The sequence below is a fragment of the Actinotignum urinale DSM 15805 genome (assembly GCF_000420445.1).
GTDB classification, from domain to species: domain Bacteria; phylum Actinomycetota; class Actinomycetes; order Actinomycetales; family Actinomycetaceae; genus Actinotignum; species Actinotignum urinale.
In genome coordinates this window covers 73,332-88,489 of sequence record NZ_ATUY01000001.1, presented here as the reverse complement: position 1 = coordinate 88,489, position 15,158 = coordinate 73,332, and the positions used below count along the sequence as shown (strand labels likewise).

Annotated in this window: 11 protein-coding genes; 6 read left to right on the top strand and 5 right to left on the bottom strand. The window is 50.4% G+C overall.

Annotated elements, in window-relative coordinates; genetic code table 11:
* The first annotated feature begins 184 nt into the window (after nt 1-184).
* Nucleotides 185-3,352 (top strand): bifunctional [glutamine synthetase] adenylyltransferase/[glutamine synthetase]-adenylyl-L-tyrosine phosphorylase, encoded by a 3,168-nt coding sequence (locus G445_RS08850; protein ID WP_022865598.1) that lies wholly within the window; start codon nt 185-187, stop codon nt 3,350-3,352.
* 245 nt (nt 3,353-3,597) lie between these two features.
* Here the strand turns inward: G445_RS08850 and glnA are convergent, their stop codons facing one another.
* Together glnA and G445_RS0100365 are read right to left on the bottom strand one after the other, a co-directional pair.
* The gene (gene glnA / locus G445_RS0100370) at nt 3,598-5,028 is read right to left on the bottom strand and encodes a type I glutamate--ammonia ligase (RefSeq protein ID WP_022865597.1); all 1,431 of its coding nucleotides are present in this window, start codon (nt 5,026-5,028) and stop codon (nt 3,598-3,600) included.
* A gap of 363 nt (nt 5,029-5,391) precedes the next feature.
* Nucleotides 5,392-6,087: a DUF4191 domain-containing protein gene (locus G445_RS0100365; protein WP_022865596.1), complete on the bottom strand. Its 696-nt coding sequence runs from the start codon at nt 6,085-6,087 to the stop codon at nt 5,392-5,394.
* Nucleotides 6,088-6,599: 512 nt separating this feature from the next.
* On the opposite strand from G445_RS0100365, the gene G445_RS11320 reads away from it, so the two are divergent.
* Entirely contained in the window at nt 6,600-6,944 is a 345-nt protein-coding gene (locus G445_RS11320; RefSeq protein WP_146002341.1) for a hypothetical protein, read from the top strand.
* Between the two features lie 458 nt (nt 6,945-7,402).
* On the opposite strand, the gene sucB is transcribed toward G445_RS11320, so the two are convergent.
* Nucleotides 7,403-9,052 carry a 2-oxoglutarate dehydrogenase, E2 component, dihydrolipoamide succinyltransferase gene (sucB, locus tag G445_RS0100355; RefSeq protein ID WP_022865594.1) on the bottom strand — a complete coding sequence of 550 codons (1,650 nt, stop codon included), beginning with the start codon at nt 9,050-9,052 and terminating at the stop codon, nt 7,403-7,405.
* A 21-nt stretch (nt 9,053-9,073) separates the two neighbouring features.
* On the bottom strand, nt 9,074-10,447 hold the full coding sequence (gene lpdA / locus G445_RS0100350; RefSeq protein WP_022865593.1) for a dihydrolipoyl dehydrogenase: 1,374 nt from the start codon (nt 10,445-10,447) through the stop codon (nt 9,074-9,076).
* 124 nt (nt 10,448-10,571) lie between these two features.
* On the opposite strand from lpdA, the gene G445_RS0100345 reads away from it, so the two are divergent.
* Together G445_RS0100345 and G445_RS0100340 are read left to right on the top strand one after the other, a co-directional pair.
* A complete protein-coding gene (locus G445_RS0100345; RefSeq protein ID WP_022865592.1) occupies nt 10,572-10,883 on the top strand; it encodes a hypothetical protein in 312 nt (103 codons plus the stop codon).
* Nucleotides 10,884-11,082: 199 nt separating this feature from the next.
* Complete coding sequence (locus G445_RS0100340) at nt 11,083-11,517, top strand: hypothetical protein (protein ID WP_040430088.1); 435 nt, start codon at nt 11,083-11,085, stop codon at nt 11,515-11,517.
* A gap of 275 nt (nt 11,518-11,792) precedes the next feature.
* On the opposite strand, the gene G445_RS0100335 is transcribed toward G445_RS0100340, so the two are convergent.
* Complete coding sequence (locus tag G445_RS0100335; protein ID WP_022865590.1) at nt 11,793-12,467, bottom strand: DUF3043 domain-containing protein; 675 nt, start codon at nt 12,465-12,467, stop codon at nt 11,793-11,795.
* A 175-nt stretch (nt 12,468-12,642) separates the two neighbouring features.
* Here G445_RS0100335 and G445_RS0100330 point away from each other — a divergent pair, with 175 nt between their 5' ends.
* Together G445_RS0100330 and G445_RS10665 are read left to right on the top strand one after the other, a co-directional pair.
* Nucleotides 12,643-13,998 carry a dipeptidase gene (locus G445_RS0100330; RefSeq protein WP_022865589.1) on the top strand — a complete coding sequence of 452 codons (1,356 nt, stop codon included), beginning with the start codon at nt 12,643-12,645 and terminating at the stop codon, nt 13,996-13,998.
* A gap of 63 nt (nt 13,999-14,061) precedes the next feature.
* Nucleotides 14,062-15,051 carry an FKBP-type peptidyl-prolyl cis-trans isomerase gene (locus G445_RS10665; protein WP_051126963.1) on the top strand — a complete coding sequence of 330 codons (990 nt, stop codon included), beginning with the start codon at nt 14,062-14,064 and terminating at the stop codon, nt 15,049-15,051.
* Nucleotides 15,052-15,158: the final 107 nt, after the last annotated feature.

Here is a 15,158-nt window from a genome sequence, read left to right as displayed (position 1 = left end):
GGTAGGTAAAAATATATGTGCCTATGAAGAGGTTTTTTGCGCAGGAATACAGCACTTTAAATCGGCAGATGCGCTTTGTGTAATAGACGCGCTTTGTGTAAAAATGCGCTTTGCGCAAAAGCCACACTCTACGCAATAGACGCACTTTGCGCAGACAGATAACAATTTAGGTAGGAGGGGATACATGCGACTTTCAGAACCAGGACGCCCAAATCGCGGTATTCCAGGCTCCCAAGGGCGCTCTACACTTCGCCCGCAGTTACGTAGCGCAGGTTTTACCGATATTGATTCTTCGGAAAAGCTCTTCAATGATCCAGGTATTCTCGCCTGGAATGTTACCCCGCACAGTTTCGCACACTGCGCATATCCCGACCAGGCTCTTCGAGAACTTTTACGTATTCCTTTTCCGTCACCTACACAAGAAACCAGCAATCCTTCAATTACATTAACGCCCGAACGGACCGCTGGCAAAGGGGCAGAATTTCACGTAGCAGAAGCAGTCGTAAAAGTTAACCCTCAACAAGAAACGCCACAAGAAGAGTGCCTTCGCACCTCGTGTAATGAAACTTTCGATACCCAAGCAACACAGAGGCTCCTTGCTGTTCTGGGATCCTCGCGTGCGCTTGCCGACCATATTGTCCAGCACCCGGAAAGTCTTGCCGTATTTTGTGAAGAATTTCCGGAGGTGAAAGCACCTATCGTAGTCGAAGAAAAAACATTGGAACAGTGGCAGGGTGAAGAAAAACGCTTGATGCGTGAAGCAATCGAAACGGCACCCGAAACGATTGAACTTCGCGATGCTTTACGTGCTCACTATTTCAATCGCGTCCTGCGCATCGCATCATACGATATGAACGCACCCGACCCCACGCTCATTATGCCCCTTATCTGCGGGTGGTTGTCGGCGCTCGCGGGTGCCGCTCTTGAGGGGGCACTTGCTATAGCGGATGCGAATCTTCGAGGTAGTCGTCAGTTACCGATTCATCCGCCAGAAGATCTTGCCGTTATTGCTCTGGGGAAAACCGGAGCCTGGGAACTCAATTATGTTTCTGACGTGGACGTCATTTACGTCGGTAATAGTGAGGATACGGACAGGGCGACTCTTCTTGCTATGGAAATTGCGAAAATTCTTTCTGCCCCTAGTAACGAGCCGGCACTGTGGACGGTGGATACGGCGTTGCGCCCTGAGGGGAAGGCAGGGCCTTTGGTTCGCGCGCTCGCCTCGCATGTGGAGTATTACAAGAAGTGGGGCGCGAGCTGGGAATATCAGGCGCTTCTCAAGGCGCGCGCGGTGGCGGGGAATACGCAGTTGGGAACCGCGTACATTCAGGCGATTCAGCCTTTCGTATGGCAGGCAGCATCGCGCCCGAATTTTGTCCAGGACGCACGGAAAATGCGGGCTCGGGTGGAGCAGAATTTGGGCCGGGAAGATGCGCGCAATATTAAACTTGGGCGAGGAGGCTTGCGCGACGTCGAATTTACAGTACAACTTCTCCAACTTGTTCACGGGCGTGCGGATGAACGCATCCGGGTAACCACAACAACGAGAGCCTTGGAAGCGCTCGGTAAAGCGGGTTATATGTCCCGCAGGGTGGTGCAAGAATTTGACAGCCATTACCGTTGGTTGCGATGCGTGGAACATCGGTTACAGATAGGGCGGTTGCGTCGCAATCCTTTACTGCCGGTGAAGGAGGATCAACTCCGCGTGCTTGCCCGTTCCATGCGTTTGGGGACGGGCGGAGAATTCGTAACGGAGTTGGAACGACGACGCCACGCGGTACGCACACTTCATCGTGACACTTTCTATCGCCCTCTCCTTCCAGAGGCGGCCAAGCTCAGCCCGGAAGATATTTCTTTGAATGCGGAGGCGGCTCAAGACCGCTTGGAGGCTATTGGGTATAAGGATCCGCGAGGGGCGATGCTACATATTGATGTGTTGACACGCGGAACAAGCCGAACCGCCATGATTGCTCGGCAACTTATTCCGGTGATGCTCGGATGGTTTGCTGAAGGGGCTGATCCCGATGCCGGACTTCTTGCTTTCCGTGTTTTGTCCGAAAAAATGGGCGGAACCGGTTGGTATATGAGGGAGTTGCGCGACGGCGGGCCTGTGGCGAAACGGCTTGCACACATACTTTCCACCTCTCAATACCTTGCGGAAGCCATTCCCGAGTTGCCCGAATCGGTGGCGTGGCTTGAGGATGACAAGCATTTACATCCTCCTTCACGTGATCAGCTAGTTACCGAGTTGAAGGCTATGATTGACCGCCGTAGTACGCCAGAGAGCATTGCGCAGGCCGGGCGGTATTTGCGTCGTCGTGAAATGATGCGCGAAGCAATGGCGCAAACCTTGGGTTTAAGTAGTGTGGAAAATATTCATGAGGGGTTGAGTCTCGGAATCGAGATTGCGGTGATAGCCGCCTACCACGCTGCGCGAATGCAAATGCCGGTAGCGAGTTGCGAAGCGGGCTCTTTAACACCCATGGCTGTTATTGGCATGGGGAGTTTCGGCGCCAAAGAATGTGGGTATTATTCCGATGCTGACCTGTTTTTTGTCTACGATTGCCCGAAGAATTGCCGGCAGTGCGCGAAATACGCGGGCGAAATTGCCCAACAAACACTAAAACTATTATCGAGTTTGGGGGAGGAACCCTCCTTAAATGTCGATGCAGGTTTGCGTCCGGAAGGGAAAAACGGTCCACTTGCCCGCAGTATGCACAGTTTCCGTGACTATTATGAACAATGGGCGAAAACGTGGGAGTTCCAGGCTCTTCTTAAGGCACGGCATGTTGCGGGAGACGATAATCTCGGGAAACGTTTTATGGAACTTATTGATCCGTATCGTTACCCAGAAATATGCGACGGCGAACGCATTATCAATGTCAGAAAAATGAAAATCCGTGTGGAAAAAGAGCGTATTCCGGGCGGGGTGCCAGCCAGAGATCACATGAAACTCGGCCCGGGCGGAATGTTGGATGTGGAGTGGACTGTGCAGCTTTTCCAAATGATGCACGGGGCGCGTGTGCCGGAACTTCGCACAACGTCAACATTGCGCGCCTTGTCTGCCCTTAAGGAACATAAAATTATTGATGAGGAAACCTACATGGTGTTGTATCGTGCCTGGAGTCTTTCGGCGACCTTGCGGGACGCGAGGTTCCTTGCCACAGGCAAAACGGGGAAACGTATGGAAGCAATGCCAACCCACCCGGGGGAGCTTCAACGGGTTGTGTCGATTCTTAACTTTCCTACGTCGCGCGAACTATTGGAAGAACGAGCGCGCGCTGTGCGTTTGGCTCGCACAAAAGTTGTGGAGTTGTTCTTCGGCTACACGTCCCAAAGCGAAGATTCCTAAATATCGCGTAGCCTTTAATGCCATCGGCACTGATGTCACCCATAGCGAGCTGCTGGATAATGAGTGTTGGGTTGTGGGCAAATTGGAGAATTTAGGTGAGTCACATGCGCGTCGTGGTGGTTTTGCGCGTGCTGGCTTCGGAATACAGGTGCCGATTTGGCGAAACCATGAAAAGGTGGGCTTGTGGTTACGATATATAATCGCAACCACAAGCCCACACGACTACATAGTTGTAAGAGTCAAGGCTACATGGAGTAGTAGAGTTCGAACTCGTAAGGATGGGGGCGTGCCCGCAGGGGTGTTACTTCCGTGTCCATCTTGTAGTTAATCCACGCCTGAATGAATTCTTCCGTAAAGACATCGCCTTCCAAAAGGTATTCGTAATCGTTGGCGAGCGCCTCAAGTGCTTCTTCCAGAGAAGCCGGAACCTGCTCGATAGCTGCGTGTTCTTCCGGGGGAAGTTCGTAAATATCTTTATCGATGGGTTCGGGGGGTTCAATGCGGTTACGGATACCATCGAGCCCTGCCATGAGCTCCGCAGAGAACGCCAAATATGGGTTCGCCATCGGATCGGGAACACGGAATTCAACACGCTTTGCCTTAGGTGAGGAACCCGTGACGGGAATACGAATACATGCGCTACGGTTGCGTGCGGAGTACACAAGGTTAATCGGCGCTTCAAACCCGGGAACCAGGCGTCGATAGGAGTTAATCGACGGGTTGGTGAAGGCCACAAGTGAACGTCCGTGCTTCAACAATCCTCCGACGTACCAGCGCGCAATATCAGATAATCCGCCATATCCGCGTTCATCGTGGAATAGGGGTTCGCCGTTTTTCCACAGGCTCATATGGCAGTGCATACCGGAACCTGCCTGCCCGTAAAGTGGCTTTGGCATGAAGGTTACGGTTTTGTTGCACATATCTGCGGTTCTGCGGATAACGTATTTAAATTTCATGAGGTCGTCTGCAGCGGCGCGTAAACTGTTGAAACGATAGTTGATTTCTTGCTGGCTTCCGCTTCCGACTTCGTGGTGTGCGCGCTCGACCTGAAGACCGACCGCTGTGAGGTTGTGGCACATGAGATCACGTATATCTTCGAAGGAATCTGTTGGTGCGACGGGGAAGTAGCCACTTTGGCTCGGAATCTTGTAGCCCAGGTTCCCCTCGTCTTCTTTGCGGTTGGAGTTCCAGAAACCTTCGTCGGAATCAACAAAGTAGGTGCTGTGGTTTGCTGTGACCTGGTAGCGTACATCGTCGAAAATATAGAATTCTGCTTCTGCGCCGAAATACACAGTGTCTGCAATACCGGTTGACTTGAGGTAGGCTTCGGCGCGGGTTGCGACGTTGCGCGGATCGCGTTCGAAATGCTCATCCGTAAAGGGATCGACCACGTGGAAATTCATTACGAGTGTTGGGCTTGAGCGGAAGGGATCAATGAATGCGGATGAAGGATCGGGGAGGAGCTTCATATCTGATTCTTGAATTGAAGTGAATCCGCGTATTGAAGAACCGTCGAACATGAAACCTGCATTGAGATTATCCACAGTAGCTTCGTTTGCGGGCATTGAGAAATGTTGCATGACGCCGGGCAGATCACAGAAACGAATATCGAGGAACTCGATGCCGTTATCCGTATCTGCAATATAAGCTGCGACTTCTTCCACTGAGGAGAACATAACGCGGGAACCTTTCGGATAAAACCCTATGGGGCAGGGCACTTGTCCATATTTTACTCTGAAGTGGGTAGCCAGTGCCGAGTTGTACACAGGGTGTGGCGAGCATAATTGGCTACCTGTGGATAAGAAAAAAATCCTTTGGACTTTTCTCATAGTCTTGTGGAAGCGCAATCTTCTAGAAAAAGAATGTGTTGTATGCGTGTTTTACGGTTCGTTTTACGGCGGGTTTTCGCCGGATTTCCATCGATTCTATGTAAGGAGGTGTTGTGAAATGTTGCACTCTTTTGTGTGTGTTCACAGTACGACGACGGGGCCACCGCGATGGTGACCCCGTAACCTCAACTTGGCTTTGTTAGCCTACGTTTAACGCATAGAACGACGTCCTGCGCGCGGGTTCGTCGGATCAATTCCCTTAGGAATATTGAGGGCGTTTTTACTTAGGGCTTCAAGGCGTTGAGAAAGAGCGGACACTTCGCCGGGGCTAATTTGATTCTTGAGGCGCTTAATTGCCTTTTCGAGCTTGGGCAGAGGAACCTGACCTTCGTCGTTACCTGCATAAATAACGTGAATAGGTGCGTTTGCGGAGATACGACGAAGTGCGCGACGTTCGTCGTCAACAAGTTTTTGTACGCGGTTGATAGGTCCTTCAGTAACGAGGACAACGCCTGGACGTCCAACGATACGGAACACAAAATCTTGGGTACGTGGGTTAATGCGAACGGGTTCATTTTGCTTGACCCAGGAGCCACGCATGGAGTCAATAATTGCGGTGACTGCGCCCGGCATGCCTTCAATCTGTGCATAACTTGCCTTGCGTACGCCACGAGTCAAAATAACAAGGGGGGTGAGAACCATAAGAAGTATGCCGATAATGGACCATGAAATCCAGCTTTGGGTAGCTGCGGCGATGCCCAAAGCGATAGCAAGGACGAGAATTGCGCCCCCGAGCATAAGCCATCCGATTTTCGGATAGGTTTTCTTCGTTATCTTGTAAGCATCACGGAAAGTTTTAAACATTCCGGGTTTCTTAGATTTTTTGGCTTTCTTGTCCTTCGCCATGCTCTTCCTTCCATATGTCACTTCTGTGAATTCTAGTGGAAAAGTCTGAGTAATGCTCTATCTAGCGCCCAAATCAAACATTTTTCACACTGGAGGCATTTCGCGACCGCAAAAAATGTGGTAAGAGAGGGAAAACTATGAGACGAATCAGGTGTCGACGAGGCCGAAGCGTTGAAACAATTTTACTGTGTGGCTTTGCAATAGGTCTATATTTAGGTTTGTCGTGGGGAATATTGACGATGCCTTCTCAGGGGAGGGACAGTGAAACCACAGCAGTTGAGCATCGGACATTTCGTCCGCAGGGTACACAAGATTCACGAGTAACCCGAGCTACGCAGGGTTCGCAAATTTCGCGGGATTCGCAAGGTTTGCAAAGTTCGGGGGATTCACAAGGTTCGCGGAGCTCTCGAGATTCGCAAAGTTTGCAGGATTCTCGGGGTTCTCGGGGTTCGGAAGGTTCGCAAGCCTTAAGACCGTCACAAAATGCGTGTAAAAACGGTGCAAAATGCGCTTTGTACACGGACGGTTCGCCCCAACATATTGCTCAGCAGTTACTGGCCAGCTTAGATACTGCTTTTACACAGGGGCCTGAATTCGTTAAGGATGTTATTGGGGAAGGGAACGACGAATATTTGCGCAATATTTCGTCGTTCTTGGAAGCGCATCCGGTTGCTGAAGTGAAAACGGTTGTGCGGGATGCTATGTGGCAAGATGCCGGAAAATTGATGGTGTTTTCAGTCCAGGAAAAGTTGCGTTTTCGTGATGGAAAAGTGGTTCCTGAACAACGCCAGCAATGTTCCTTGTGGACGTTAAACAAAAGTGAGCGGCGTGTTCATGCGGTCGAGCCGTGTCCGTAGTGGTACTTGTGTCAGCGTATCTGTTGGGGTGTGCGTGCGCATGAGGCGTGTGCGTGTGGTTGAGCCTTCAAAACGTTCGCAACACTTAAGAACTCCAAGAACGCTTGAGGCTTGTGCGTCTGGTTGAGCCGTGCCAATAAGCGATGTGTCTGTAATGCTGAGGAGGTGGGATAAACCTACGGAGAGAACGCGTACATTTATTGATAGTAGAAATAAGAATATGTGCCGTTAAGAAATAAAGTATCGCACAATCAAGCAGGATTGTTGATGTGCGATACTGGCGAAATGTATCGAGCATTTCTGTAACATTTGGGCTTTGTAAACAATAAGTGTGGTGTGAGTTGAGGATTCAACTCACACCACACTTAGAGTATGTACATGTATCGCTACCGCACGTTTATGCTTTTATGCGTTAGCTTCGCAGGTTGTGCGAAGACACATGCATATTGTGGATATTTTTACAGATCTCCGAGGAAGTCTGCTTCTTCAACACGCTTCTTGAAGTCCTTGAGGAAGCGTCCTGCGTCGGCGCCGTCAACCAAACGGTGATCGTAGGTGATTGCCGGGTACAGGTAGGAGCGAATACCGATGGTTTCGTTACCATCCGCATCCTTCACAATGCCTGGTTCACGCATAATTCCACCGATGCCAAGAATGGCAACTTCTGGCATATTCAACACCGGGGTATCGAACATAACGCCGTTGGAGCCGGTGTTTGTAATGGTGAATGTGCCACCTGTCAGTTCATCGGCACCAGCGGAGCCTTCACGAACCTTAGCTGCAAGGCTGTTGATCTGACGTGCAATTCCTGCAATGTTCAAATCTCCAGCATTCTTGATAACGGGAACGAAGAGGCCCTTCGGCGTATCAACAGCAATACCAATGTTTTCGTAGTCGAAGTATTCGACGTCCTTATCCTTGATAGTTGCGTTGAGCTTCGGATGGTTCTTCAAAGTATCAACAGCTGCCTTGACGAAGAACGGCAAGTAGGTCAACTTGGTAGCTTCACGCTTCTGGAAGTCGGCCTTATTCGCTTCACGGATCTTAACCAGCTTCGTAACATCAACCTTAATCACCGTGGTGAGCTGAGCAGATGTCTGCAAGGATTCGACCATACGGCTGGCAATAACCTGACGCAGGCGAGTCATCTTCTGGGTTGTTCCACGGAGCTTTGCTGCATCTGCGGACGGAGCTACAGGAGCCTTCTTTGCCGGAGCAGGAGCAGGAGCGACCGGAGCAGGAGTGGCTGCTGCATCTGCCACAGCCTTAGCCTTTGCGGCTGCTTCTTCAACATCCTGGCGACGGATACGTCCACCAACACCGGAACCTTGAACGTTGCTGAGGTCAACATTGAGATCCTTAGCAAGCTTGCGGACAATCGGGGTGATGTAAGCATCAGGTTCTGTGTAGCCCGTTGCGCGAGCCGCAGGAGCTACGGGTGCTGCAACGGGAGCGGGGGCGGCTGGAGCAGGAGCCGGTGCGGGAGCTGCTACTGGTGCCGGTGCTGCAGGGGCAGGAGCTGCGGGCGCTGCGCCGTCGCCAATAAGGGCGATAACGGTATCAACAGCAACCGTTTCATCTTCCTGAACCATAATCTTCTGAAGCACGCCACTTGCAGGAGCTGGAACTTCGGAATCGACCTTATCTGTGGAAACTTCAACGATAGGATCGCCTTCTTCGACGGTATCTCCTTCAGCAACCAACCAGGAGGTAACGGTTCCTTCGTTTACGGATTCGCCAAGAGCGGGCATCTTCACCTCAACGCCAGCGGTTGCCGGAGCTGGGGCGGGAGCTACAGGAGCTACCGGAGCCGGTTCAGGTGCCGGTTCAGCAACAGTAGCAGGAGCAGGTGCGCTAGTCCCAACTCCGCTTCCGTCGCCAATGTAGGCAAGAACCGTACCGACTTCAACTTCTTCATCTTCTTGAACAAGAATCTGTTCAAGAACACCTTCAGCAGGCGAGGGAACTTCGGAATCTACCTTGTCTGTGGAAACTTCAACAATAGGTTCATCCAAAGAAACAGTATCGCCAACTTCCTTAAGCCAAGCAGTGACGGTTCCTGTTGTGACTGATTCGCCGAGAGCCGGCATCTTAATGGGTTCTGACATATATTTTTTCCCTCGTTCTTTCTAGTGATTATGGAGTGGCTTACCGGCAAGCGCCAAAGCAGCTTCACCGATTGCTTCGTTCTGAGTTGGGTGAGCATGGATGAGGCCATCGAAGTCCTTTGCGTAGGCTTCCCAAGCAACCATGAGTTCACCTTCACCAATTTGTTCGGACATGCGAGCACCAATGGCGTGGAAGCCAACAATGGGGCCGTCCTTCACGCTGACGAGTTTCACGAAACCGTTAGCGCCGAGCATCTGAGACTTACCGTTACCGGTGAGGTTGAAGGAGGCGGCAACGATGTTTTCCTTGCCGTACTTTTCTTCAGCCTTATCCTGGTTCAAACCAACGGATGCGATTTCAGGTGTGCAGAAGGTGACGCGTGGAATGTAATCTTCGTTAATAACCTTCGGATTCAAACCGGCAATATCTTCTGCAACGAAAATGCCCTGGAGGAAGCCACGATGAGCAAGCTGAAGGCCAGGAACAATATCGCCGACGGCGTAGACGCCCGGGACGTTTGTTTGAAGGCGTTCGTTGGTGAGAACAAATCCGCGATCCATTGCGATGCCCTGCTCTTCGTAGCCAAGATTTGCGGTGGAAGGACCGCGCCCGATGGCAATCAAGAGGTAATCAGCTTCGAATGTCTTACCGTCCTGAGTGAAGACCTTAACGCTGTTGGGCGTTTGCTCGAGATGATCGAACATTGTTTTCGTCGCGAATTTGATACCGCGCTTGCGGAACTGACGTTCAAGGTTCTTGGAGATTTCGGGATCTTCATTGGGAACCAAACGTGGCAAACCTTCAATAATTTGAACTTCTGCTCCATAAGAACGCCATGCGGAAGCAAATTCAACGCCGATAACGCCACCGCCAAGAACGATGACAGAACCGGGGGCTTCATGCATGTTTAATGCTTCTGTGGAGGTAAGGACACGCCCGGTGATTTCCTGCCCGATTGTCTTGGAGAAGGATCCGGAGGCGAGAACAACATGCTTACCCTTGTAGTGAACACCGTTTGCTTCAATGGTGTCTTTTGCGACGAGGCGTCCCCAACCGGAAATAAGATCAACGTTACGAGACTTAACAAGACCCGTTAAGCCCTTGAACATCTTGTCGATAACGCCATCCTTGTAAGCATTCAAGGTTGGCATATCAATACCTTCAAAGCTACCCTTCACGCCAACACTTGCAGCCTCACGCATTTCGTCTGCAATTTCAGCTGCGTGGAGGAGCGCTTTGGTAGGGATACAACCACGATGTAAACATGTACCGCCGAGTTTATCGGCTTCAATAAGCGCAACTTTCATGCCCAACTGACCGGCGCGCAACGCGGTGGCGTATCCACCACTACCGCCACCTAGAATAACGATGTCATATTCTTTCGTTTCTGCCATGCGAATCCCTTCCCTGAAAAAATGTTTTTGAGCATAGAAGCTCTGCCTAAAAGTGTAATCAAAGTAGCGTTATTTTGTTACCTGTATCGCAATAAGCGCATTGATGTCATTGTAGACTTCAGCCATGCGATTCTTTTCACGAAAAAAACGTACCTCAGATAATATAGAACTTCCTCAACGCAAACACGTCGTCGTCCATCTTCGTGAGTTTGTGGAAACCCGTGAGGGCGTGGAAGCCTATTTTGAAACGGAAACCCCTCGTGAATCTGCGGCAATTTTGTGTGTTGCCCGCAGTGGGGAATGGACAAGGCGCCGAGTGAATGGAATTAAAGAGGCCGCCTCAATTGCTCACGAAATCGGCGTACCTCTCTATGAAATTGTGAAGGTCGGATACCCGGAATCAATGCGTCACTGGAACGCCACGCATCGTTCTTAAAAGATTGTGCGACGGCGTGCGTGTGTAAGTTCCGCGGAGGTTGCTTCGCAAGTGGAGATTAATCGTGTGTTGTGGTGTACGTGCGTAGTCTCGCGCCCAGGGTGCATAAATATTCAATGGGATATATAATGGGTGCTTTAGTAGGAAATATGTCATGCACGTTGCTATTGTCCGGAAATGAACAGAAATAGGATGTCGTGTGGAACGAGTTAAATGTGAAATAATTCGCGACAAACGAAGGTCGGCTAGCGGGTTGCCCCTTATTTTCCTTATTATTCTCGCTACAGGCTCGCTTATTTTCGCTTGGCGTGGCATCGTGAATGCAACACTTGATTTTCAACTGGGTAATGTTTCCACATCTATCACAACACTTGTCGCGGCTACAGTGTGGTTGCTCGCGGCCACCGGAGCACTGCACAACGGGCGTCGCATGAGGTGGATTTCCGGGTGTGGATGGTTCGTCAATGTTGTGTGCGCAGTTATTGGGGGAATAAAACCGGAATTATTTGACCGCGTGAACCCCTGGTTTGAAGCCGGAAGTACCTATTTTTATCTCCCCACAGTTGGTGCGATTCTTGCCCTCGCGTGGCTCATTTGGTCGCGCCCGGCACATCACGCACTTCGCAATGTGTAAACTTCGCAATGGTTAACCGGGCTTGAAGTAATACCGTTTGAAATAATGGGTGTTGTTGAAGTAACGTGCTTGAAGCAATGGCGCTCAAGTAACGAATGCGTTTGAACAAAGCGTGAGTTGTCAACGTGCGTGGGCCAAAAAGCGAAAAATAGTACTAGGGGTTGAAGCAATAAATGCACAATGCTCGACGCCATTACGTCGAGCATTGTTTACTTATCTATTTACCTACGTGACCCGCATTGTTTACTTGGAGTGTCACTTATTTGGAGTGTCACTTACTTGGATTGCATTGCCGCCTTCATATCTTCCGGGCCTCCACCCTTAGGATATTCTCCACGTTTGACACGCGGACGCGGTAAACGGAAACGACGCGGCGTAAATGCGCGGGAAGTCATTTGCCCGGCAAGGCGCGGCGGAACTTTTGCGTCACCAAAACGATAGGCAACAAGACGGCGAATTTTACGTGCCTTAAACCAGGCCTCCACAAACATCAGAATGATGATGGCGTACACGCTCAACACGAAAGCATTGAACTGGGCGGGAGTTCCATACTGGCCAACAACAAACATGCCAACGATCAGAACAAGCGCCATGAGTGCCATATATGAGGCGAACTGGAAACGAGCGTCGAGCGCATCACGAGCGAAAGCGCGTTCTTCACCGCGGTGCCCAATCGGCATGTTCTTAATATCGCCCTCTTTCAAGGCCTTTTGTTCACGTTCCCACTGGGCACTGTTGCGTGCGCGTTCTTCGGCACGCAGAGCCTTGCGTTCAGCTTTCGTCATCGAAACTTTATCGGGAATAATGGGTTTGCGTTTGCGCGATTCAACGTCACGTCGCTTTGGTGTGGGAGCGCCCTTACCCGGGGTGTACCCCTTAGGAAGAGCAGGTGGGGTGACCTTCTCTTCTTCCGTGTTGTTACGACTAGACTTTTTACGACCAAAAGCCATGTATGCTCCCAAAAAAATAACTTGTTTATGACGACGATGGTGCTACCCATCTTTAATCCATAAATATCTTACTGAGTCTACATGTAAAACGTCGAATTTTCGCCATTAGCCCGAATTGAAAAAGATAACGTTCTTAGACAGGCACGATTTTCTTCAAACGACTATTCTAAAGATTATGAGTCAAGAACTAACTACTATTGTAGACAAGCAGTTGCCCCTTCATCGTGAGCAACTTGAAGATTTTATCCGTATTCCTTCAGTTTCCGTCGAATCTTTCGACCAGTCGATGCTGAAAAAATCCGCTAATTTTGTTGCCGATCTTGCGCGCAAGCAGGGCTTTGACGTCGAAATAATTGAACTTGAAACAGAAGATGGACGCAAAGGACGCCCTGCGGTTCTCGCACATAAGCATGTTGGTGCGGATCGTCCAACAGTTCTTTTGTACGGACACCACGATGTTCAGCCCGAAGGCACCCTGGAAGGATGGGATCAAGAAGATCCTTACGAACCCGTGGAACGCAACGGTCGCTTGTACGGGCGTGGCGCGGCGGATGATAAAGCTGGCGTAATGATGCACTTCGGGGCGCTGGAAGCTCTCGGCGATGATCTCAACGTGAATGTCACTCTCTTTATTGAGGGCGAAGAAGAAGTTGGTTCACCCACATTCCATGCCTTTTTGGAAAAGTATAAGGATCGTCTGGAATCCGACGTGATGGTTGTGGCAGATGCTGCGAATTGGCAGGTCGGAATTCCGGCATTAACCGTAATGTTGCGTGGTGTTGTTCGCCTCGAAGTGAATGTTCGTACGTTGAATCACGGTATTCACTCTGGGCTGATGGGTGGCCCGGCAATTGATGCCGTGACGGCAATGTCCCACATTATTGCTTCTATTCACGACGAAAATGGTGACGTCCGCGTCGAAGGTCTCGATGGTTGGGAACATACGGATGTTGATTATCCGGAAGAAACGTTCCGCCAGGATGCATCAATTCCTGATCAGGTTCAGTTGCTCGGTAGTGGCTCTATTACGTCAACGTTGTGGACGAAACCGCATGTTTGCGTCGTTGGAATGGATGTAACACCAACAAGCCACGCAACCAACACTCTTGCTCCAACATGTAAGGCGTATCTTTCCTTGCGTGTCGCGCCAGGGCAGAACACGCATGAAGCTGGTGAAGCGCTTGCTCGCCACGTGAAAGCACATGCTCCCTGGGGTGCCATTGTGGAAACAACGGTTGCAGAGGATGGCCCCGGTTTCTTGGTGGACACCAGTTCTCCATACATCCAGGTTGCTCGTGATGCTTTCGAGGAAGCCTGGGGGCATAAGTCTGTTGATATTGGAGCCGGCGGGTCAATCCCGTTCGTCGCCGATTTGGCAGAAGTATTCCCGAACGCAGCTATTCTTATTACGGGTATTGAAGATCCTGATACTCGTGCACATGCGCACAACGAGTCTCTCGATTTGGGAGATTGGCGTAACGCTATTTTGGCTGAAGCCTTGATGCTCAAGAAGATTGGTGAAACCAAGTAGTGCATTTTCCATGCGCAACAAGCGCCCGGGCATTCTTTGATATTTCCTAACAGAAAGAAGACTATGCGAAAAATACTTGCCACTTCACTCGCCACTCTCATGGCGTTCGCGTTGACAGCTTGCTCATCGGCTAGTAAGTCTGCAAAAGCTACGAATAATCCGTCGCAAAGCTCGCAATCTCAAAAGTCCACTGAGAAACCTGAAATCGTGTACACAGATAAGGGTATGCCGGGATTAAAGGGCGAAGGTGCGGATACGCTTCTTGATTTTTCTGTGGCAGATAAAAAAGCTCCGGAAAAACTGACGGTGAAAAGCGTGGAGAAAGGCTCCGGCGCTGTTGTTGGTGAGAATGCTAGCGTGAAAGTGAACTACGTTGGGCAAGTGTGGGGAAAAGATAAGGCTTTCGATTCTTCATTTAAACGCGGGCAATCTATCTCTTTCCCACTTTCGCAAGTTATCCCTGGGTGGACGTATTCTCTAGAAAAAGCCCATGTTGGCGACAAAATCATTGTCTCTGTTCCTGCTGAGTTAGGTTATGGACCTCAGGGAGGTAGCGCCCAGGCAGGAATTGGGAAAGATGACGTTATTGTTTTTTACGTTGAGGTTCTTGGATCTTGGAATCCTTCATCTGCCGGGCAAAAAGATGCCACAGTTGAAATCTCGCCTGAGAATCTTCCCGTTTCCTACGAAGGTGCGGTTGGTGAGCCGGTAACAAAACTCAAAGTGAAAGACGGTCAGGAAAAGCCTGGAGAAATTCAGGTAAAGGTGATAGCGAGAGGGCATGGAAATCCTCTGCCCGAACAGGGAACATATGTTCTCCAGTTCGCAGTGGCAGCCTGGGATAACGACCCTGATTACATCGAAAATACCTGGCAGCCGACAAAGAAAGAAGTTCCGAGTGGTGCCAGAGAATTCCCCAGTTCTCAAGAACTCTTTAAGAAACTCGCAGGAATTCCAGAAGGGTCCCGTGTGCTCATTACAGCGCCTTCACCAGATCCGTCAAAACCCGATAAAGCTATTGCGGTTGTTGCCGATATTCTCTGCTTCTACTAGGGGCTAAAACATCGAAACATGTTGGCCGGTGGTGTCTAAGACACCACCGGCCAACATGTTTCGGGGCATAGGACTAAATCGTAGGTTTTCGGCGTATTGGCCAGAAC

Coding starts and splice junctions, on each gene's coding strand:
- glnA (WP_022865597.1), bottom strand. CDS start 5,028: ATGTTCTCCTCAGTGGAAGAAGTCGCAGCTTATATTGCAGATACGGAT.
- G445_RS0100335 (WP_022865590.1), bottom strand. CDS start 12,467: ATGGCTTTTGGTCGTAAAAAGTCTAGTCGTAACAACACGGAAGAAGAG.
- G445_RS10665 (WP_051126963.1), top strand. CDS start 14,062: ATGCGAAAAATACTTGCCACTTCACTCGCCACTCTCATGGCGTTCGCG.
- sucB (WP_022865594.1), bottom strand. CDS start 9,052: ATGTCAGAACCCATTAAGATGCCGGCTCTCGGCGAATCAGTCACAACA.
- G445_RS0100330 (WP_022865589.1), top strand. CDS start 12,643: ATGAGTCAAGAACTAACTACTATTGTAGACAAGCAGTTGCCCCTTCAT.
- lpdA (WP_022865593.1), bottom strand. CDS start 10,447: ATGGCAGAAACGAAAGAATATGACATCGTTATTCTAGGTGGCGGTAGT.
- G445_RS0100365 (WP_022865596.1), bottom strand. CDS start 6,087: ATGGCGAAGGACAAGAAAGCCAAAAAATCTAAGAAACCCGGAATGTTT.
- G445_RS08850 (WP_022865598.1), top strand. CDS start 185: ATGCGACTTTCAGAACCAGGACGCCCAAATCGCGGTATTCCAGGCTCC.
- G445_RS0100345 (WP_022865592.1), top strand. CDS start 10,572: ATGCGATTCTTTTCACGAAAAAAACGTACCTCAGATAATATAGAACTT.